Raw genomic sequence first — 18,162 nt, 5'->3', positions numbered from 1 at the left:
GACCCCCGGCCGGCGCACCACGGGCCGGCGCACCCCGGACGGCGGGCAGGGGGCCACCGTGACTGACGACGCCCACTCGCCGTATCTGCGCCACCCGCATCTGAACGGCGACCTCGTCTGCTTCGTCGCGGAGGACGACGTATGGGTCGCGCCCCTCACCCCCGGCGGGACGGGCAAGAGCAGCGGCAGAGGTGACCACGGACGCGGACGTGCCTGGCGGCTCACCGTCGACCGCACCCGCGTGACCTTTCCTCGCTTCTCGCCGGACGGAAGGCGGGTCGCCTTCACCTCCTGGCGCAGCCTCGATCCCGAGGTCCATCTGGTCCCCGTCGACGGCGGACCGGCACGGCAGCTGACGTACTGGGGTGCATCCGAGGCGCGCGTATGCGGCTGGACACCCGAGGGAGACGTTCTGGCCGTCTCCTCACACGAACAGCCGTTCCACTACCGCACCTGGTCCTACCGCCTCCCGACCGACGGCAGCCCCGGCAGCCGACTGCCCTGGGGCCCCGTCGCCGACATCGCCGTCGCCGAGATCGGAGGCGTACGCCGCACCCTGCTGCTGACGGGCAAGCCGCCGCACGACCCGGCCTCCTGGAAGCGCTACCGGGGCGGCGCCACCGGACGGCTGTGGCTGCACGGCGAGCGACTGCTGCCGGAGCTGGAGGGCCACCTCGACTCGGTGATGTTCGTGGACCACGAAAGCCGCATCGCCTTCCTCTCGGACCACGAGGGCATCGGCAACCTCTACTCCTGCCGCCCGGACGGCACCGACCTGCGCCGCCACACCGACCACGACGACTTCTACGCCCGCAACGCCTCCACCGACGAGCACCGCGTCGTCTACCAGTGCGGGGGCGATCTGTGGCTCGTCGACGACTTCTCACCGTCCGGTAGGCCCCGCCGGCTGGAGGTCACGCTCGGCGGGCCGCGGGCGGGCCGCCGCAGGTACCAGGTCCCGGCCGCGGCCAACCTCGACGCGCTCGCGGCCGACACCACGGGGCGTGCCAGCGCGGTGTGCGTGCGCGGCAGCCTGTACTGGCTCACGCACCGGGACGGCCCGGCGCGTGCCATCACCGACACCCCGGGCGTGCGGGTGCGGATGCCGAGAATGCTCGGCGACACGGGGAAGGTCGCGTACGTCACGGACGCGGAGGGCGAGGACGCCGTCGAGATCGCGGATCTGCCGGGCGCGACGCGGACGGTCCCGCCCCGGCGGATCGCCGCCGGCCTCCTCGGACGCGTGCACGAACTGGCCGCCTCGCCGGACGGACGGACGCTCGCCGTCGCGAGCCACGACGGGCGGCTGCTGCTGCTCGACGTCAGCGGCTTCACGGGAGCGGACGGCGGGACCGGCGTGAGCGGAACGCCATCGCGGCAGGACGAGGAGCCGGCCGGGGAGGGCCGGGCCCCCTCCCGGAGCGGCGCCGAGCCGGGCGGCGGGGCGGGCACCCGGACCGCCGCCCGGCTCGGCGCGGAACCTGGCGCCGGGGTGGGCGCCGAACCGGAAGAGCTGATCCGGTCGGACAACGGACCAGTGCGCGACGTGTCGTTCTCCCCCGACTCGGGCTGGCTGACCTGGGCGCACCCGGGTGTGGGGCGTTCACTCAGCCAGATCAAGATCGCCAAGATCCCGTCCGGGACCGTCATCGACGTCACCGACGGCCGGTTCGAGGACGAGCAGCCCGTCTTCACGCGGGACGGCCGCTATCTGGCCTTCCTCTCCTGGCGCGGCTTCGACCCCGTCTACGACGTGCACACCGGCGACCTCTCGTTCCCCCTCGGCTGCCGTCCCTATCTCGTACCGCTGTCGTCCGCGACCCCGTCGCCCTTCGCGCTCTCGCCCGAGGGCCGACCGGCAGCCGGCGGCCTCGACCCTTCCCCTGCCTACGGCGGGGAGACCCCGACCACCGCCGACGGCGAACTCCCGTACCCGGGTGGCGAGGTGGGGTCGGTGCTCGTGGAGGCCGAGGGCCTGGCGAGCAGGGTCACGCCGTTCCCCGTCACGGCGTCCAAGTACTCGGCGCTCGCGGCGGTCAGCGGCGGAGGGCTGATCTGGCTGCGTTACCCGATCTCCGGTGCGCTCGGCGAGACCTTCGTCAACCCGGCGGACACCTCCGGCCGTCCCACTCTCGAACACTTCGACCTGGCCACGGCGCAGCGCACCGAGCTCAGCGAGGACGTCGACTGGTTCTCGCTCAGCGGCGACGGCTCGCGGCTCGTCGTCAACGACGACGGAGAGCTGCGCGCAGTGCCCTCCACCGAGCCCGCCGAGGCGGAGACGACCACCCTGATCGACCTGCGGCGCGTCCTGCACGACGTCGAGCCGCCCGCGGAGTGGCGGCAGGCGTACGAAGAGGCGGGCCGGATCGTGCGGACGTACTTCTGGGAACCGCGCATGTGCGGCATCGACTGGACGGCGGTGCTGGACCAGTACCGTCCGCTGGTCGGGCGCGTGGCGACCCCCGACGAGTTCGCGGACCTGATGCGCGAGGTGCTCGGCGAACTGGGCACCTCCCACGCGTACGTGGCCCCCGCGCGGCGCCACGAGGGCCCCGCCCACTACCAGCGGCCCATCGGGATGCTCGGTGCGAACCTTGCCCGCACGCCGTCCGGGGAGTGGCACGTCCAGCGCATCCTGCCGGGCGACTCCTCGGACTCCAAGGCCCGTTCGCCGCTCGCCGGTACGGGCGTGCGGGAGGGCGCGGTGCTCACGCACATCGACGGGCGCGAGGTCGATCCGGTGGCCGGGCCGTGGCCGCTGCTGGCGGCTGCCGGGGGGACGACCGTCGAGCTGGGCTTCACCCAGCCCGAGGCCGAACACGACGGCGCCGGCAACGGATTGGGCACGGGTGCCACCACCGGTGCGGACTCCTTCATCCACTCCCCGGCTCCCGCCGCCGCGGACGGGCAGCCGCCGCGCCGCATCGCGGTCCTTCCCCTCGTCGACGACCGGGCCCTGCGCTACCAGGACTGGGTCGCCCAACGCCGGGCGGTGGTACGGGAGTTGAGCGACGGCAGATGCGGCTATCTGCACATCCCCGACATGGGCGGCTCCGGCTGGGCGCAGTTCAACCGCGACCTGCGGATGGAGGTGTCCCGTCCGGCGCTGATCGTCGACGTACGGGGCAACGCGGGCGGGCACATCAGCGAGCTGGTGGTCGAGACGCTGACACGAACGATCCTCGGCTGGGACCTCACGCGGAACGCGAAACCCGTCAGCTACGCGAGCAACGCACCGCGCGGCCCGGTCGTCGCCCTCGCCGACGAAATGACCTCCTCCGACGGCGACATGATCACCGCGGCGTTCCGGCTGCTGGGTCTGGGCCCGGTCGTCGGAGCCCGCACCTGGGGCGGCGTCGTCGGCGTGACGGGGCGCCACCGGCTCATCGACGGCACGTCGATCACGGTGCCGACCCACGCGGCGTGGTTCGACGCGTACGGATGGTCGGTGGAGAACCACGGCATCGCACCGGACATCGAGGCCGTGCGTTCGCCGGTGGAGTGGGCCGAGGGGCGGCCCTCGGTTCTGGAGAGGGCCGTGCGAACGGCACTCGAACTCCTGGAACGCAACCCCGCGGCCGTACCGCCCGACTATGCGCGCGTGCCCGATCTGAGCCGCCCTCCGCTGCCCCCGCGCAGCTGAGCGGGGCCCCGCGGCCGCGGCGGAAGGCGCGTTGGCCGTGATGGCGGAAGGTGTGGTGGCCGAGGTGGCGGAAGGGGTGGTGGCCGAGGTGGCGGAACACGAGCGGGCCGTCGAGCGGCAGTTCGGGGATCAGGGAGGGCGCACCCCCGGCAGGGTCCGGTACGCCCTCCCCTCGTGCCGCGCCGTTCTCGCGTCACGTCCACAGGGCGCGTCACGTCCACAGGGGGCGTGACGACACATGGGCCTCACGACCACGTAGGGCCTCACTCCCCCCATGGCGCACTGGGTCTGCGCAGGGTCACTGCCTGACGGCGCGCTCCCCCTCGTCCGCGGCGCCGCCCGCGCCCACGAGCCCGGTGCGGGTGCCGGTCCCGGCGAGCCGCGGTTCGAAGCGGCGCATCTCCCGCTGCCCCACCGTGCCGATGACGGGCGGCAGATAGCCGCGGATGCCCTGCATGCCCCGCAGCCACCACTGCGCGTACACGTGGCGCGACCGGCGTTCGATCCCGGCCACGATGCGGTCGACGGCCGGGCCCAGCGGATAGGTGCGGTTCGCCGGCCACGGGAGCCGCTTGCGCAGGTCGCGCATGACCTCGTCCTCGTCGGCGCCGCGCACCATGTCGGTGTCCGTCCAGGACAGATAGCCGACCCCGACCCGTACTCCCTTGTGGCCGACCTCCGCGCCCAGGCAGTGCGCGAACGCCTCCACGCCCGACTTCGACGAGCAGTACGCGCTCATCATCGGAGCGGGTGTGATCGCGGCGAGCGAGGCGATCTGCAGGAAGTAGCCGCGTGAGGCGATGAGTTGGGGCAGGAACGCCCGCCCCGTCACGGCGCCGCCGATCAGGTTGACCTCGATGACGCGGCGCCACGAGACCGGATCGGAGTCGACGAACGGACCTCCGCTGGCGACGCCCGCGTTGGCGACCACGACGTCGACCTTGCCGAACCGTTCCTTGACCTCCCCGGCTATGCGGGTCATCGCGTCATGGTCGGTGACGTCGCCGTGCCAGTGCGCGGACTCCGTGCGCAGCGACTCGCTGACCCTCTTCAACTCGTCCGGTTCCAGGCCGATCAGCGCGACCTTCGCGCCCCGCGCGGAGAGCTTCCGCGCCAGCAGCTCCCCCACGCCACGGGCGGCTCCGGTGACGACCGCGACCTGCCCCTCCAGGCTCCGACGACGGCTCACGGCGTCTCCTCCTTCTTCTTCTTGGTCCTCGACTCCGGCTCCGGTTGCGAATCCGGCTCCGGCTGGGGCTTCGACTTCGGTTGCGACTTCGGCCTCGTCGCCTGCTTGCCCACACGCTGCTTCGCAGACGTCCCGTCCGCTGCCGGGTCGGTGTCCGTGAGGTGGTCGCGCACGAGCCCTCGCAGGACCGCGCTCACCACCGACGGCGTCTCGATCGGCGTCATGTGCCCGCGCCGGGGCAGCTCTTGAAGCCCGGTGCAGTTGGGAAGCGCGTCGGCCAGTTCACGGGCGAGCGCGGGTGGCGTCAGCCGGTCGGCACCACCGCAGATCACGGCCGTGGGGGCGCGGAGCGCGCGGGCGTTGGCCGCGATGTCCAGCTTCGCGAGCACGCGGCCCCAGGCTCCGCGCTGGCGCGGCCGGCAGGCGTGCACGATGCGGCCGACCGCGGCGACCTGCTCGGGAGTCGCGTCCGGGCCCATCGTCCCGTACTTCAGCGCCTTCTTCGTCACCGGCGTGACGGGACCGAGCGGCAGCCTGGACAGCAGCAGGAACCGGTGCGCGCGCTCACGGGCACTCTGCGAACGCAGAGGTATCACCCGCGCCGAGGCCGCCAGCTTGTGCGCACCCGTGTTGCACAGCATCAGGGCGGCGGCCCGCTCCTCGAGAACCGGGCGGCCCGCGGCGGCTATGAGAGTCATGGCTCCCATGGAGTGGCCGCCCAGTACGGCACGTTGGCCCGGTGCCAGGGTCGCGTCCAGCACGGCGCACAGATCGTCCGCGAGGGTCGCCGGGCTGTAGGCGTGCGGGTCGGTGCCGGGCGAACGGCCGTGCCCGCGCTGGTCGTACGCGATCACCCGGTGGCCCTTCTCCGTCAAGTCCCGTATGACGGCACCCCAGAACAGTGTGGAGCAGGTCCAGCCGTGGATCAGCACCACGGCCGGGTCCGTCTCCTTCCCGTGCGTCTCGACGTGGAGCCGGGCGCCGTCGGCGGAGGTGACCGTCAACTCCCTTGCGGCGGGCGGCGGATCGTAGCGTCCGGGCGTCCTGCCCAGCGATGCGGTCAGGCGCGCCATCAGCCCTCCTCCGCCGCGTGGAAGGCGGCCGTCTTCGTGCCGCGTCCGGCCGAGCCCGGCACGGTCACGGCGCCGGCCCCGCTGTGAACGGCTGTCGATCCGTTCTGCGTCGGCCGGCGGTGCACCTGGTACTCCTCCAGCCGGACCTCGCTGGTCACCTTGCGGAACTCGGAGGTCGTGCCCGGCCACACGGTCGTGTTGCGGCCGTTGGCGTCGAGATACCAGCTGTCGCAGCCGGTGCTCCACACGCTGCGCCGCATGCGGTCCTGGACGTGCCGGTTCCACGCTCCGACGGCCTCGGGACGGGCGTCGAAGGCGACCTTGCCGGACTCCCCGCCGAGGGTCTCCAGCTTCTTGACGTAGTCGACCATGTAGTTCAGCTGCGCCTCGATGATCAGGATCATCGAACTGTTGCCGAGGCCGGTGTTGGGCCCGATCACGGTCATCAGGTTGGGGAAACCGCTCGCGGAGCAGCCGCGCAGCGCCTCCATGCCCTCCGACCAGGACTCGGCGAGCGTCATGCCGTCGGCGCCCTTGATGCGGTGGGCGATCGGCATGTCCGTCACGTGGAACCCGGTGCCGAAGATGACGGCGTCGACCTCGGCCTCGGTGCCGTCCGCGGCGACGAGGGTGTTGCCGCGCACCTCCTTCAGACCGGAGGCGATCAGGTCGGTGTTGGGCCGGGCGAGCGCCGGATAGTAGCTGTTGGACAGCAGGATGCGCTTGCAGCCGATGCGGTACTCCGGCGTGAGCTTGCGCCGCATGGCCGGATCCTTGACGGCGCGCTTCATGTGCCGCGTGGCGAGCCCCTCGATGAGGCCCAGCATCTTCGGGTGCTTGGCAAAGGCCGAGACCTGCAACTCCCGTATTCCCCACAGAATTTGACGCCGCAGATAGTGCGTCGCCGGCACCTTGGCGTGCAGCTTGCGCTCCAGGGCGGTGATCTCCCGGTCCGCCCTGGGCATCACCCACGCCGGGGTGCGCTGGAAGAGGGTGAGCCGCTCGACCTCGGGCTGGATCGCGGGCACGACCTGGATCGCGGAGGCGCCCGTACCGATGACGGCTACGCGCTTGCCGCGCAGGTCGTAGTCGTGGTCCCACTGCGCGGTGTGGAAGACCTTGCCCCCGAAGCCCTCCAGGCCGGGGATGTCCGGGATCTTGGCGTCGGAGAGCGGGCCCGTCGCGTTGACCACGAAGTCCGCGGTCAGCCGGGTGCCCTGCCCGGTGGTGATGCTCCAGTGCAACTCCTCCGCGTCCCAGCTCATCAGCTCGACCTCGGAGTTGAAGCGGATGTGCTGCCGCAGCCCGAAGGTGTCGGCCACCTTCTCCAGGTACGCGCGGATGTGCTCCTGGCCGGAGAAGGTCCGCGGCCACTCCGGGTGGGGCGCGAACGAGAAGGAGTACAGGTGGGAGGGCACGTCGCACGCGCATCCCGGATAGGTGTTGTCGTGCCACGTGCCCCCGACCGCCTCCCGGCGTTCGAGGACGACGAAGTCGGTGATTCCGGCGCGGCGCAGCCGAACGGCGGCCCCCAGGCCGCCGAATCCGGATCCGATCACCGCCACCCTTACGTGCTCGTGCTCGCGCTCGGCCGCCATGCCGCCGCCTCCCGAGGGTCTGACTGTTCCGCCGCCTGCAACATGCCAGTAATCACTGGCACGGTCGGAGCCTAAGCCAGAGAGATACCGATGGGTAGGGGTCGCGCAAAGGAAGTTACCGCCGGTTGCAGCGAGCGGCGGTGGGGCGGGCTCACGGGTGTGGTCCGGGACGGGACCCGCACGTACGAACGATCCTGCTGGTTAAGCTGCCCCGGTGACCGACGACAGAGAGCGATCGCCCCACGCGGACCCGGCCGTCCCGGGCGCCGCCGGTCACGCCGTCCCGAACCAGGACGACGGCGCGGCCAGGAGGCGTGCGGGCGGCGGCGACGGGGTCGCCGCCGGTGCGGGAGCCGGGAGCGGTGGCGTGAGTGCCGGGGGCGGGGCGGCGGTCGGCGCGCGGGAGTTCCGTGCGGCGGAGCTGGCCGAGCTCGCCGGCATCACGACGCGCACCCTGCGCTTCTACCGCGAGCGCAAGCTGCTGCCGCCACCCCGCCGGGACGGCCGCATCGCCTGGTACGACGAGCACCACCTGGCCCGGCTGCGCACCATCTCCGGTCTGCTCGCCAGAGGTCACACCCTGGGGGGCATCGCGGATCTGCTCGGGGCCTTCGAGAGCGGACGCGACTCGCACGGCACCGCCGAGCTGCTCGGGCTCGAATCGTCGATGATCACGAACCTGTTCGCGGAGGAGACGCCGATCCGGCTCACCCCCGAGGAACTGGCCGACTACTACCAGGGCGAGGTCACCGTCGAGAACCTCGCCGCCTCCCTGGACATCGGCTACATCGCCGTCGACGGCGATGAGTTCGTCCACGCCAGCCGCCGTCTGCTCGACGCCTCCTCGGAGTTGGTGAAGAAGGGCATCCCGCTCGCGGCAGTGCTCGCAGCGGGGAGGGAGCTGCGGACGCAGGCGGAGGCCGTCGCCGAGGTGTTCACCGGTCTCTTCCGCACACATCTCCTCCCGAAGGAGCAGGCCGCCGCCCCCGAGGGCCTCGACGCCGAGCGCCTCAACGACCTGCTGACCCAGCTGCGTCCGCTCGCGAAACAGGTCGTCGAGGCCGAACTCGGGCTGGCCCTGGACCGTCGCGTCCGGGCCGAGATCGACGAGTGGATCGCCCAGGGCAATGCGCCGACGGCTGACGACACCCCGGATGCACCCCCCGGCGAGGACCCCACCTGAGCTGACCCCACGGGGGACGGACCCCAACCGGGCGGCTCCCGCCCGGAGTTCACCGTCCCGTGCGACAGCTCCTGGCCGGACCGGACCCGGCACCGAGAGGGTCAGGGCGCTCACGGAGGCGCACCGCGCAGCAAGCCACAGGCCGCAGCTTCATAGGAGATCTCGTCGCGAGTCGGGCCAGAAGCGGCCCCGAAGCATCCTCACCGCCCGGCAACCCGGCAACCCGGCAACCCGGCAACCCGGCAACCCGGCAACCCGGCAACCCGCTGAATGATGCCGATCCGGACCGCCCTGCGGCACACGGATCGAGCGGTCCTTGATGGCTTCATTCCCCGGTGAGGCGGTCGAGCCAGGACTGCCAGCGCGCTGTGCGCGGCGCGCGGTCCACCGTGACGCCGTAGAAGTACTGGACCGTGCTCACCATGTGATGCAGGTCGTCTGCCATGAAGCGGTAGAAGCCGTGCTCGGTGCGGATGCCGAGCAGCATCCTGTCGCGCTGGTCCACCACGCCCTCGATGGTTTCGAGGCCCTCCGGGGTGAGGCGCACCCGCTCGCCGGGAGCGGGGTCCGCGCCGAGCTGCGCGATCAGCCTCGCCCACACCGTTTCGCCGGGCAGAGTGGTGAACCCGGTGGCGACCACGTTGGCCACCGGCAGCCCCGGGAAGTGCCGGAAGTACTCGGCCAGGTTGTGGAGGAACATGTCCCAGCCCTTGCCGAAGCCGTCGTACTCGGCCTCCCAGTCGTCGCCGAAGAAGCCGCTCTGGACGAGGCGGAGGATGGTGGTGCCGCCCTCCTTGCCCTCGACCAGAAACTCGAACGTCATCGCGGGTTCGCCGTCCGGGCCGGGCGTTCCGTAGAGGGCCCGCCTGCCCGGCTCCCACTCCAGCACCTGGCCGGCCTGGGTGTTGCCGCCGCCGAAGTCCGCCTCGATCTCCCCGTCCGCGCTCTCGTGCGGCACGAACCAGATCGACATGCCCTCCGGGGTGGAGATCGCCTGCCAGACCTGTTCCGGGCTGGCGGAGAGCTCGATCTCCTTCGCCAAGTACCGGCGCTCGTCCACGGGTTCAGTCCTGCTGGGTGAGCATGATGAGGTTGCCGCAGGTGTCGTCGAACACCGCCTGCGAGCCGAAGTCGGTCTTCGTCGGCTCCTGGGTGAACTCGACCCCGTGTTGCTTCATCCGCTCGTAGTCCTTCTGCAGGTCCGTGCTTCCGAGCATCGTGTACGGCATGCCAGCGTCGTAGAGCGTCTTCTTGAACACCTGCCCCGCCGGCTTGCCCTCGATCTGAATTCCGGGGTTCCAGTCGGGTTCGAGCAGCAACTCGACGCCGTCCGGCGCTTCGGGCGATACGACGGTCAGCCATTTGGCACCACCGACCGGGATGTCGGTCTTCTTCACGAAGCCCAGCGCGTCGGTGTAGAACGCCAGGGCCTTGTCCTGGTCGTCGACCAGGATGCTGGTCACCGGAATGAACATCATCAACCCCTGTCTTCTCGTTTCTCTTCTCGTCGAACTGCTGGATGCAGGGCGATCACCATCCGGTACGCCCGCCCGCCGGCCGCGGACTCGTCGTGGTACTTGGAGACCAGCGACGTCACCGCCCCGGCCAGCTCCTCGGCGAACGCGGCACGGTCGGCCGCGGAGGCGAACCGGACCTCGCCGTCGACGGCGAACGTCGCGAGCCGCTTGCGGGCCCTGGCCGCCCCCGTGATCAGCTCGCCCACGTCGCGCACCAGCCGTGCCGCCACCGCGAGCAGCCAGCGCGCGGACAGCTGGTCCCGGGACCGCTCCGGATCTGGCTCGACCGCGGCCAGGACGCCGGGCGAGATCACGTACGAGGCCGCGGTCGCCCGCAGCATCCGCTCGGTGCAGTTGCCCTTGCGCCGCTCCTCGACCAGCTCGACCAACCCGTGCCGCTCCAGCGCGCGCAGGTGGTAGTTGACCTTCTGCCGGGTCAGCCCGATCCGTTGCGCCAGCGTGGTCGCCGAGCCCGGTTCGGAGAGCTCGGCGAGCAGCCTGGCACGCACCGGGTCCAGCGAGACCTCGGCCGCACCCGGATCGTCGATCACCGCTATGTCGTGCATGACCACACGGTCGTACCGACAACTTTTTTTGTCAAGGCCCGGGTCGAGCACACCGAGCGGCCTGCTCCCGCCGGAGGCCGGGCCCGCTCGGGCACCGGGCACCGGGCACCGGACACCGGACACCGGGCCCGCAGGTCGAGCAGGCAGATCAGATGCGTCACCAGGTGCGGCTTGCCCCGTCCCGGCGGGCGCGCAGGACACCCTGAGCCGGCGCCGCTCTGTGCGGGCACGAGCAGCGGGCCGAATCCCCCGTGCCTGCTGCTCATGGACAGCGCACAGCAGGGACCATCTCGCCGCAGTGCTGCCGCAACTCCTCACCGGTCAGTGGCCGTTCGGGAAGCCTGCGGGTTCGAGGGGCCCGATCGGTTCGCAGAGGCGCGGGCGCGGGGGCGCGGCGCGGCGAAGTGGGGCCGCGGCACGCGCGACAGTGCCGTGGAAGCGCACCTTCTCCGAGGATCACGGGGCTCGGCGTCCATGACGTCGTTCGGTCCATGCCGTCGGCACGGTCGGTCCCGCCCCGGGCGTTGCCCTACAGGACGAAGTCCACGCTCACCGGAGCGTGATCGCTCCAGCGCTCGTCATGGCTCGCGGCCCGCTCCACGACCGCCTTGACCGCGCGGCCCGCCAGGCCCGGCGTCGCCACGGCGTAGTCGATGCGCCAGCCCGTGTCGTTGTCGAAGGCGCGTCCCCGGTACGACCACCACGAGTACGGGCCCGCGACATCCGGATGCAGCGCGCGTACGACGTCCGTGTAGCCGCCGTCCGAGGCGTCGAAGACCCGTGAGAGCCACTCCCGCTCTTCCGGCAGGAACCCCGCGTTGCGGCGGTTGGCGCGCCAGTTCTTCAGGTCCGCTTCCTGGTGCGCGATGTTCCAGTCGCCGCACACCAGCACCTCACGTCCGTCCGCCGCGGCTCGTTCGCGCAGCTCACGCAGGTACGGCAGGAAGGCGGCCATGAAGCGTTCCTTCTGGGCCTGCCGCTCCGTGCCGACGTCACCCGAAGGCAGATAGAGGCTGGCGACGGTCATGCCGGGCAGGTCCACCTCGGCGTAGCGGCCGGAGTCCTCGAACTCCTCCGCGCCGAAGCCGATCCGCACCTGGTCGGGCTCACGCCGGGTGAGCAGCGCCACTCCCGCCCTCCCCTTGGCCGCCGCAGGCGCGTACACCGTGTGCCAGCCCTCGGGCGCGCGCACGTCGTCCGGCAGTTGGTGCGGCTCCGCACGCACTTCCTGCAGGCACACGACGTCCGCGTCGGTCGCCGCCAGCCACTCGCGGTAGCCCTTCTTCGCCGCCGCACGCAGCCCGTTCACGTTGATCGTCGTCACCTTCGGCATTCCGGTCACCCTACGATGCGTGTATGCGAGTCGAGCGTGTGGCCTACGACCATCCGGATGCGATGAAGCTGAACGACGCCGTGCAGCTGGAGTACGCGGAGCGCTACGGCGACGGCGGCGACATCACGCCACTCGACCCCGGCATGTTCGAACCTCCGAGGGGCGTGTACCTGATCGCGTACGAGGACGACGGCCGCCCCGTGGCGACCGGCGGATGGCGCACGCAGAACCGCAACGACGAGGGTTACGCGGACGGCGACGCCGAGATCAAGAGGATGTACGTGGTGCCCGAGGCGCGCGGGCGCGGGCTCGCCCGGCGGATCCTGGCCGCGCTGGAGGACGACGCGCGCGCGGCGGGGCGCACCCGCATGGTGCTGGAGACGGGGATGATGCAGCCCGAGGCGATCGGCCTGTACTCGTCCTCGGGCTACGAACTCGTGGAGAAATTCGGCCTCTACCGCTTCGAGCCCGCGAGCCGCTGCTACGCCAGGCCGCTCTGATCCGGCTGCGGCCCTCCGGTCATGCCCGGGTCCTGGTCGCCGGCGCGCGGGGCGTCCGGTCCGCCGCCGGGGCCGTGGGGCGGACCGCCCGGAGCCCCGCCGGCGTCGGCCGACCGGGCAAGCTCCGCCGCCACCGCGATCCCGTGCTCCTCCACCGACACCGCCCGCATGCCCGGCAGTTGGGCCGCCAGCTGCCCGGTGAGCGCTCGGCCCGGCGGCAGCTCGACGCAGCAGTCGACGTTCTTCTCCGTCAGCGTCGACGTCACGTCCGCCCACCGCACGGGCCGGGCGACCGACCAGGCCAGGTCGTCGAAGACGGCGTTCGTGTCGCCGAGCAGGGACCGCCCCTGCACTCCGCCCACATAAGGCACGGACTGCGGACGCCTCTTGACCGTCGCGAGGTGCTGCGCGAGCCGGATCGCGACATCGCTCTCCGGCGCGTCGGTGCCCTCGGTGCCGTGCAGCAGCTCGCCCCGCAGACGCGCGGCCCGCAGGGCCTCCTCGAGGGTGAGCACGCCCGCGAGCACGGCGGCGGCGTAGCCCCCGGTGCCGTGCCCGGCGACGAAGGCGGGGCGCACCTCCTCGTCCTCGATCAGCGCACGCGCTCCGGCGACACCGGCGATCAGGAGCGCCAGATGGCAGGCCACGGGTGAGTGTTCCAACGCCTCCGGGGAGTCCAGCTCGACGATGCCGTCCGCGTACTCCCGGACCGGCCCCGATCCGGCGCCTTCCTCACGGCCTGTGCGGGACGCGATCGTCCTCAACGCCCAGTCGGCCTCGGCCAGTACGGTCGCGGACGCCGCGGTGTCGGGCAGCCGGTGCAGCATGCCGGGACGCTGCGAACCCCGGCCGGGGAAGAGGAACGCGATGCTCATGGGGTCAGCCTGGCCCGCGGTGCACCCGGGGCGCCAATCGGCCCCACACAAGGAACCCCGTCGAACTCCCTTGCCCACAAGGGCTGGAGAGCGGCCCGTCGCCGTTCCCCGCGCACAGCACGAACCCTCGGAAACGCACAGCACGAACCCTCGGAAAGCAGCCGAACCCGGTTCAGCTCCTCACTCGTCCGTGTGAGGGTGACTTCATGCAGTCTTCCGAGGGCCCCCAGCTGGCAGAGAAGATCCAGGCAGACACGGCGCACTCGGCGCGCGTATGGAACTACCTGCTGGGCGGGCGCGACAACTATCGCCCGGACCGCGACGTGGGCGACATGATCCTCAAGCTGTTCCCGGGCATCGCCCGCGTCGCCCGCCTCCAGCGCCGCTTCCTCGTACGCGCAGTGCGCTACCTGGCTGCCGAGGCCGGGATACGTCAATTCCTCGACGTGGGAACGGGATTGCCTACGGTGGACAATACGCACGAGGTCGCACAGCGCGTCGCTCCGGCGAGCAAGGTCGTCTACGTCGACAACGATCCGCTCGTACTGGTCCACGCGCAGGCCCTCCTCACCAGCAGCAAGGAGGGTGCCTGCGACTACGTCCACGCCGACGTCCGCGACCCCGGCACCATCCTCGAAGCCGCAAGCAGGACACTCGACTTCGGCGAGCCGGTCGCGCTCACACTGCTGGGCACGATGGGACAGATCCCCGACTCCGACGATCCGAACTCCGTCGTGGCGCAGCTCATGGACCCGCTGCCGTCCGGGAGTCATCTCGCGCTGAGCGACGGGACCGACACCAACGAGGCGCTCAACGACGCGATCGCCGCCTACAACGAGAACTCCGCGAGCTCGTACCACCTGAGGAGCGCGGATCACATCGCGAGCTTCTTCGACGGCCTGGAGGTGGTGGAGCCCGGCATCGTCACCACGTCCAACTGGCGCCCCGACGCGACCGATCCGCGCGAGGCGCCCGGGCTCGTGGACGCCGTCTGCGGCATCGGACGCAAGCCGTGAGCCACGGTGCGGGCGCGGTCCCTGCCCCCGCGCGGACGGTACGGACGGCGCACTCTGCGCGCGCCCTTCCGGGCTGTTGCGGTCCCCATGACGGCTGACCAGCACCCCTTGCTGGGTCTCTTCCTCGCAGCGGCCGACGGGCGCTTCCCACCCGCCGACGGCGGCGTGACCGTGCTCGGCCCGCTCCCGCGCGGCCTGGAGTGCTCTGTCGCCTTCACCGGTCACGCGGTGATCGCCACGTCCCTCCCGGAGGACGAGGTCGAGGCCCTGAAGCCCGACGGCTTCGGGGGTTCCCTCTCTCCGGATCTCCTGCGGGCGCTCGCCGGGCCGGACGGCACGATCGGCTGCATCGACGCCACGCTGGCCGCCCGCGGTACCGGCGGCACACCGAGGCTGCCCGCACGCACCGGTCTTGAGGACCACCCACGCGTCCGGCTCGCCCGCGAACTGCGCGCGGACGTAAGGACGTTCGGCGACGGGCGCGGACTGGTCACCCTCGCCCGGGGGCTCGCCGGACGCCGCGAGCTGAGCACCGAAGTCCACGACCCGGCAAGCAGCGCGGGCAGCGGTCTGGGCCGCTCCCTGGTCCGCGACGCCCTCTCGCTGGTTCCCGCCGGTGAGCCCGTCTTCGCCGCCGTCTCCCCCGGCAACGCCCGGTCGCTCCGCGCCTTTCTGGCGGCCGGCTTCACACCGGTGGCCAGCGAATCCATCCTCCGCCCGTCCCGTTCGCGGCTCGCGCGAACGGCACCGTCCGCGGCCCTGGCGGAGCTGAGCCGCAGGGCGCTGCACGTCCACGACCTCTACGACCGGCTCAACTCCCTGGAACGCGGCCGCGTCTGGAGCCGCGAGGAGTTCATGCTGGGCTTCACCGGCGACGTCGGTGACCTCGCGAAGCTCGTCATGGCCGAGGAGGGAGCACGCGAGGTCCCGGGCGGGCGGGCCGCGCTGGAGCACGAACTCGCCGACTGCCTCTGGTCCGTGGTGATCCTCGCCCACCGCTACGCGGTTCCGCTCGAGGAGGCCTTCCACCGCACGATGGACGAACTCGACGCCTCGATCAGCGCGAGAATCGCGCAGGTGGAAGGGGACGCATGAGCACGGACCGGCGGCCCATGGACCTCGGCGCATACGAGGCCCGCGCCCGCTCGGGGCTTTGCTTCGTCTGCGCGTTCGTGGCCGGCGACCCGGAGTTCGCCCACGAGACCGTGTACGAGGACGAGGAGCACATCGCCTTCCTCGACCGCTACCCCACGCTTCCCGGCAAGGTCCTCGTCGCCCCGAAGCGGCACATCGAGCATGTCGTGCGCGAACTGAGCGAGTCCGCCTATCTGCGCCTGATGGGCGTGGTGCGCGGGGTGGCCCTGGCCGTCGAGGACGTGCTGGCGCCGGAGCGGACCTACCTGCTCTCCCTGGGCAGCCGGCAGGGCAACGCCCACCTGCACTGGCACATCGCGGGGCTGCCGGAGGGAGTGCCGTACCGGGAGCAGCAGTTCCACGCCCTGATGACGGAGAACGGCGTGCTGGCCATGCCTGCGGAGGAGTCGGCGAGGCTCGCGAGGCGGCTGCGCGCGGCGTGTGCCGCGAGGCTCGGCGGATAGGACGAAGGCTCGATCGCCCTCTGTAGAAAGTCTGTACCTTGTGTTTCCATCATTGTCATGACCATGGGGCGTCGCGCTTTTCTACGGGGCACATCCGCACTCACACTCACCGCCCTGGCCGGGGCGACGGCGGCCGGCGAGGCGCAGGCAGCGTCCACCGGCACCGGCGGGCGCGCCGGACCGGACGCCTGGATGTCGCAGCTCCCGGACGGCACCCTCCTGCGCGAACTGACCATCCCCGGCACCCACAACTCCGGCGCCCGCCACGGCGGTCCGTGGACCGAGTGCCAGAACACGGCCATCGCGGATCAGCTCTCGTCCGGGATCCGCTTCCTCGACATCCGCTGCCGCCTCTTCGACGGCTCGTTCTCGATCCATCACGGGCCCTACTACCAGCACCTCAACTTCGACGACGTGCTGGTCAGTTGCCGGGACTTCCTCGGCTCCCACCCGTCCGAGACGATCCTGATGCGCGTGAAGCAGGAGTACTCGGAGGAGAGCGCCGAGCAGTTCCGGCTCGTCTTCGACGACTACCTGGACAACCGCGGCTGGCGCTCACTCTTCCGACTCGACCCTGTGCTCCCGGACTTGGGCACCGCGAGAGGAGGCGTCGTCCTGCTCGGCGACTCCGACGGGCTGCCCGGCGTGCGCTACGGCGACGGGCAGCTCTTCGACATCCAGGACGCATACATGGAGGAACCGGGGGCCAAGTACCCGCTGATCGAGGGCCAGTTCCGCAAGGCCGTATCCCAACCGGGCAAGGTCTACGTCAACTTCGTCAGTACGGCGGCGCTTCTCCCGCCCCGCTCGAACGCCGACCGCCTGAACCCTCGCGTCCGGGACCTGCTGAACTCGCCCGAGAACGCCGCCTGGCAGGGCCTGGGAATCGTCCCCATGGACTACCCGAACGAGCACGGTCTCACCGAGGCTCTGCTCAGCCACCAGCCACGGAGCTCGGCCGCCCGCCAGGCCGGGTAGCGGACGGCCGAGGGCACCCCTCAGCTCACTTCTGTTTGATCTCCTCGCGCTTGACCTCCAGATTCACGAAGCGCGGCTCCGACTTGCACAGCGCGCGGAACTGGTCCGCGCTCTGCTGTGTCTCCGGCAGCTGGTTGTTCTCCATCGCCGCCTGGTAGGACGGGAATTCGATGATGTCGACGAAGTGGGTGGACATGTCGCGGTCCTGGCCGTGCATCTCGTGCATCACGGTCCGCTTGCCCTCCGTGGCCTTCATCCACTGGTCGAATACCTTCTCCACTTCTTCCGGGCGGTCCGTCTCGTAGTCGACGAGCTGGACGAATGTCATGACACTGCCTCCTGTCTTACCTGCCTTGCCGTGCCCTACCTGCTCCCGCGGGAACGGGCGGCCGCACCTGTCGCGTAGTCGGCCGCGCGGCCCCCGAAGTCATAGGCCACGAACTCCTCGTCCCCGACGATCCACGCGTCGTGACCGGGCGGGCACACGAAGACGTCCCCCGGTCCGACCTCGGCCTCCTCACCGTCGTCCATCCGGATCCGCATCCGCCCGCTCGCCACGTAGCCCGCGTGGGGCAGCCCGCAGCTGTCCGAGCCGACGAGGGGGCCCACCTCCTCCGACCAGCGCCAGCCGGGTTCGTAGGTGGCGACGCCGAAGGACATGTCCCCGAGATCCAGGACGTCGAAGTGACCGTGCGCGAAGTCGCGGCGTTCATCCGCTTCGGCCAGGTTCTTGACCTCCGTCAACGCGGATCATCTCCTTCGCTCTCACACGCTGAGCGACACCGGATGGATCTCGTCCACGGGGTGCCCGGCCCGTTCGTGCGCGCGCCGCACCGCTTCCTCGGACGGCGCCTCCGACAGGCAGAACACGGTTCCGGACCGCGGATCGGCCCAGACGTGCTCGAAGTGCACGCCCTCCTCGCGCTCGGCCGCCCGGTCCGCCCTGTGGACCTCATCGAGCTGCTCCGCCGTGATGCCGGTCATCCCGCGCTTGATGTCCATGTATCTGGGCACAGCTCTCGACCTCCGGTGGTCGCAGTTACGGCCCCGCCTATTCCATGGTGCTACCGGCGGACAAAACACCCAAACA

General features: G+C 71.2%; 19 protein-coding genes. 8 read left to right on the top strand and 11 right to left on the bottom strand.

What is annotated here, in order from left to right:
* Positions 1 to 58: 58 nt before the first annotated feature.
* Both G4Z16_RS20750 and G4Z16_RS20745 read left to right on the top strand, forming a co-directional pair.
* Positions 59 to 3,646 carry a S41 family peptidase gene (locus G4Z16_RS20750; protein WP_197352214.1) on the top strand — a complete coding sequence of 1,196 codons (3,588 nt, stop codon included), beginning with the start codon at positions 59 to 61 and terminating at the stop codon, positions 3,644 to 3,646.
* Between the two features lie 40 nt (positions 3,647 to 3,686).
* On the top strand, positions 3,687 to 3,878 hold the full coding sequence (locus G4Z16_RS20745) for a hypothetical protein (RefSeq protein ID WP_197352213.1): 192 nt from the start codon (positions 3,687 to 3,689) through the stop codon (positions 3,876 to 3,878).
* Between the two features lie 66 nt (positions 3,879 to 3,944).
* Here G4Z16_RS20745 and G4Z16_RS20740 read toward each other — a convergent pair whose 3' ends face one another.
* The 3 genes from G4Z16_RS20740 to G4Z16_RS20730 are packed head-to-tail and all read right to left on the bottom strand — an operon-like array spanning position 3,945 to position 7,506.
* A complete protein-coding gene (locus G4Z16_RS20740) occupies positions 3,945 to 4,835 on the bottom strand; it encodes an SDR family oxidoreductase (RefSeq protein ID WP_197352212.1) in 891 nt (296 codons plus the stop codon).
* Positions 4,832 to 5,908, bottom strand: coding sequence for an alpha/beta fold hydrolase (locus tag G4Z16_RS20735; protein WP_197352211.1), 1,077 nt, complete (start codon positions 5,906 to 5,908; stop codon positions 4,832 to 4,834). Before G4Z16_RS20735 ends, G4Z16_RS20740 begins: the two co-directional genes overlap by 4 nt.
* The gene (locus G4Z16_RS20730) at positions 5,908 to 7,506 is read right to left on the bottom strand and encodes a flavin-containing monooxygenase (RefSeq protein WP_197352210.1); all 1,599 of its coding nucleotides are present in this window, start codon (positions 7,504 to 7,506) and stop codon (positions 5,908 to 5,910) included. The genes G4Z16_RS20735 and G4Z16_RS20730 overlap by 1 nt, the downstream gene beginning before the upstream one ends.
* Positions 7,507 to 7,873: 367 nt before the next feature.
* Between G4Z16_RS20730 and G4Z16_RS20725 the strand changes: the two genes are divergently transcribed.
* Complete coding sequence (locus tag G4Z16_RS20725; protein ID WP_197354792.1) at positions 7,874 to 8,689, top strand: MerR family transcriptional regulator; 816 nt, start codon at positions 7,874 to 7,876, stop codon at positions 8,687 to 8,689.
* Positions 8,690 to 9,014: 325 nt separating this feature from the next.
* On the opposite strand, the gene G4Z16_RS20720 is transcribed toward G4Z16_RS20725, so the two are convergent.
* From G4Z16_RS20720 to G4Z16_RS20705, 4 genes are all read right to left on the bottom strand, one after another.
* Entirely contained in the window at positions 9,015 to 9,749 is a 735-nt protein-coding gene (locus G4Z16_RS20720; RefSeq protein WP_197352209.1) for an SRPBCC family protein, read from the bottom strand.
* A gap of 4 nt (positions 9,750 to 9,753) precedes the next feature.
* On the bottom strand, positions 9,754 to 10,152 hold the full coding sequence (locus G4Z16_RS20715) for a VOC family protein (RefSeq protein WP_343070873.1): 399 nt from the start codon (positions 10,150 to 10,152) through the stop codon (positions 9,754 to 9,756).
* A 14-nt stretch (positions 10,153 to 10,166) separates the two neighbouring features.
* On the bottom strand, positions 10,167 to 10,772 hold the full coding sequence (locus G4Z16_RS20710) for an ArsR/SmtB family transcription factor (RefSeq protein WP_197352207.1): 606 nt from the start codon (positions 10,770 to 10,772) through the stop codon (positions 10,167 to 10,169).
* A 529-nt stretch (positions 10,773 to 11,301) separates the two neighbouring features.
* Complete coding sequence (locus tag G4Z16_RS20705) at positions 11,302 to 12,105, bottom strand: exodeoxyribonuclease III (RefSeq protein WP_197352206.1); 804 nt, start codon at positions 12,103 to 12,105, stop codon at positions 11,302 to 11,304.
* Positions 12,106 to 12,128: 23 nt separating this feature from the next.
* Here G4Z16_RS20705 and G4Z16_RS20700 point away from each other — a divergent pair, with 23 nt between their 5' ends.
* A complete protein-coding gene (locus G4Z16_RS20700; protein ID WP_197352205.1) occupies positions 12,129 to 12,605 on the top strand; it encodes a GNAT family N-acetyltransferase in 477 nt (158 codons plus the stop codon).
* On the opposite strand, the gene G4Z16_RS20695 is transcribed toward G4Z16_RS20700, so the two are convergent.
* On the bottom strand, positions 12,587 to 13,480 hold the full coding sequence (locus tag G4Z16_RS20695; protein ID WP_197352204.1) for an ACP S-malonyltransferase: 894 nt from the start codon (positions 13,478 to 13,480) through the stop codon (positions 12,587 to 12,589). The genes G4Z16_RS20700 and G4Z16_RS20695 overlap by 19 nt on opposite strands.
* Positions 13,481 to 13,686: 206 nt before the next feature.
* Here G4Z16_RS20695 and G4Z16_RS20690 point away from each other — a divergent pair, with 206 nt between their 5' ends.
* The 4 genes from G4Z16_RS20690 to G4Z16_RS20670 all read left to right on the top strand — a co-directional run bounded on the left by G4Z16_RS20690 (position 13,687) and on the right by G4Z16_RS20670 (position 17,072).
* The gene (locus G4Z16_RS20690; protein ID WP_197352203.1) at positions 13,687 to 14,496 is read left to right on the top strand and encodes an SAM-dependent methyltransferase; all 810 of its coding nucleotides are present in this window, start codon (positions 13,687 to 13,689) and stop codon (positions 14,494 to 14,496) included.
* A gap of 87 nt (positions 14,497 to 14,583) precedes the next feature.
* A complete protein-coding gene (locus G4Z16_RS32625) occupies positions 14,584 to 15,591 on the top strand; it encodes a nucleoside triphosphate pyrophosphohydrolase family protein (protein ID WP_246530969.1) in 1,008 nt (335 codons plus the stop codon).
* Positions 15,588 to 16,094: an HIT family protein gene (locus G4Z16_RS20675; RefSeq protein WP_246530968.1), complete on the top strand. Its 507-nt coding sequence runs from the start codon at positions 15,588 to 15,590 to the stop codon at positions 16,092 to 16,094. Before G4Z16_RS32625 ends, G4Z16_RS20675 begins: the two co-directional genes overlap by 4 nt.
* Positions 16,095 to 16,157: 63 nt before the next feature.
* Complete coding sequence (locus G4Z16_RS20670; protein WP_197354789.1) at positions 16,158 to 17,072, top strand: phosphatidylinositol-specific phospholipase C; 915 nt, start codon at positions 16,158 to 16,160, stop codon at positions 17,070 to 17,072.
* Between the two features lie 25 nt (positions 17,073 to 17,097).
* Here the strand turns inward: G4Z16_RS20670 and G4Z16_RS20665 are convergent, their stop codons facing one another.
* From G4Z16_RS20665 to G4Z16_RS20655, 3 genes are read right to left on the bottom strand one after another with little or no spacing between them, the layout of a single operon-like run.
* Positions 17,098 to 17,400, bottom strand: a complete 303-nt coding sequence (locus G4Z16_RS20665) for a hypothetical protein (protein ID WP_197352202.1) — start codon at positions 17,398 to 17,400, stop codon at positions 17,098 to 17,100.
* Positions 17,401 to 17,435: 35 nt separating this feature from the next.
* The gene (locus tag G4Z16_RS20660) at positions 17,436 to 17,816 is read right to left on the bottom strand and encodes a cupin domain-containing protein (protein WP_197352201.1); all 381 of its coding nucleotides are present in this window, start codon (positions 17,814 to 17,816) and stop codon (positions 17,436 to 17,438) included.
* Positions 17,817 to 17,837: 21 nt separating this feature from the next.
* Positions 17,838 to 18,086 (bottom strand): SCO4226 family nickel-binding protein, encoded by a 249-nt coding sequence (locus tag G4Z16_RS20655; RefSeq protein ID WP_197352200.1) that lies wholly within the window; start codon positions 18,084 to 18,086, stop codon positions 17,838 to 17,840.
* Positions 18,087 to 18,162 lie beyond the last annotated feature (76 nt).

Origin of the sequence: Streptomyces bathyalis, from assembly GCF_015910445.1 — a bacterium.
In the GTDB taxonomy this organism is placed as follows: Bacteria; Actinomycetota; Actinomycetes; order Streptomycetales; family Streptomycetaceae; genus Streptomyces; species Streptomyces bathyalis.
The sequence above is the reverse complement of the archived record's forward strand: the minus strand, read 5'-3'. Positions and strand labels throughout refer to the sequence as shown.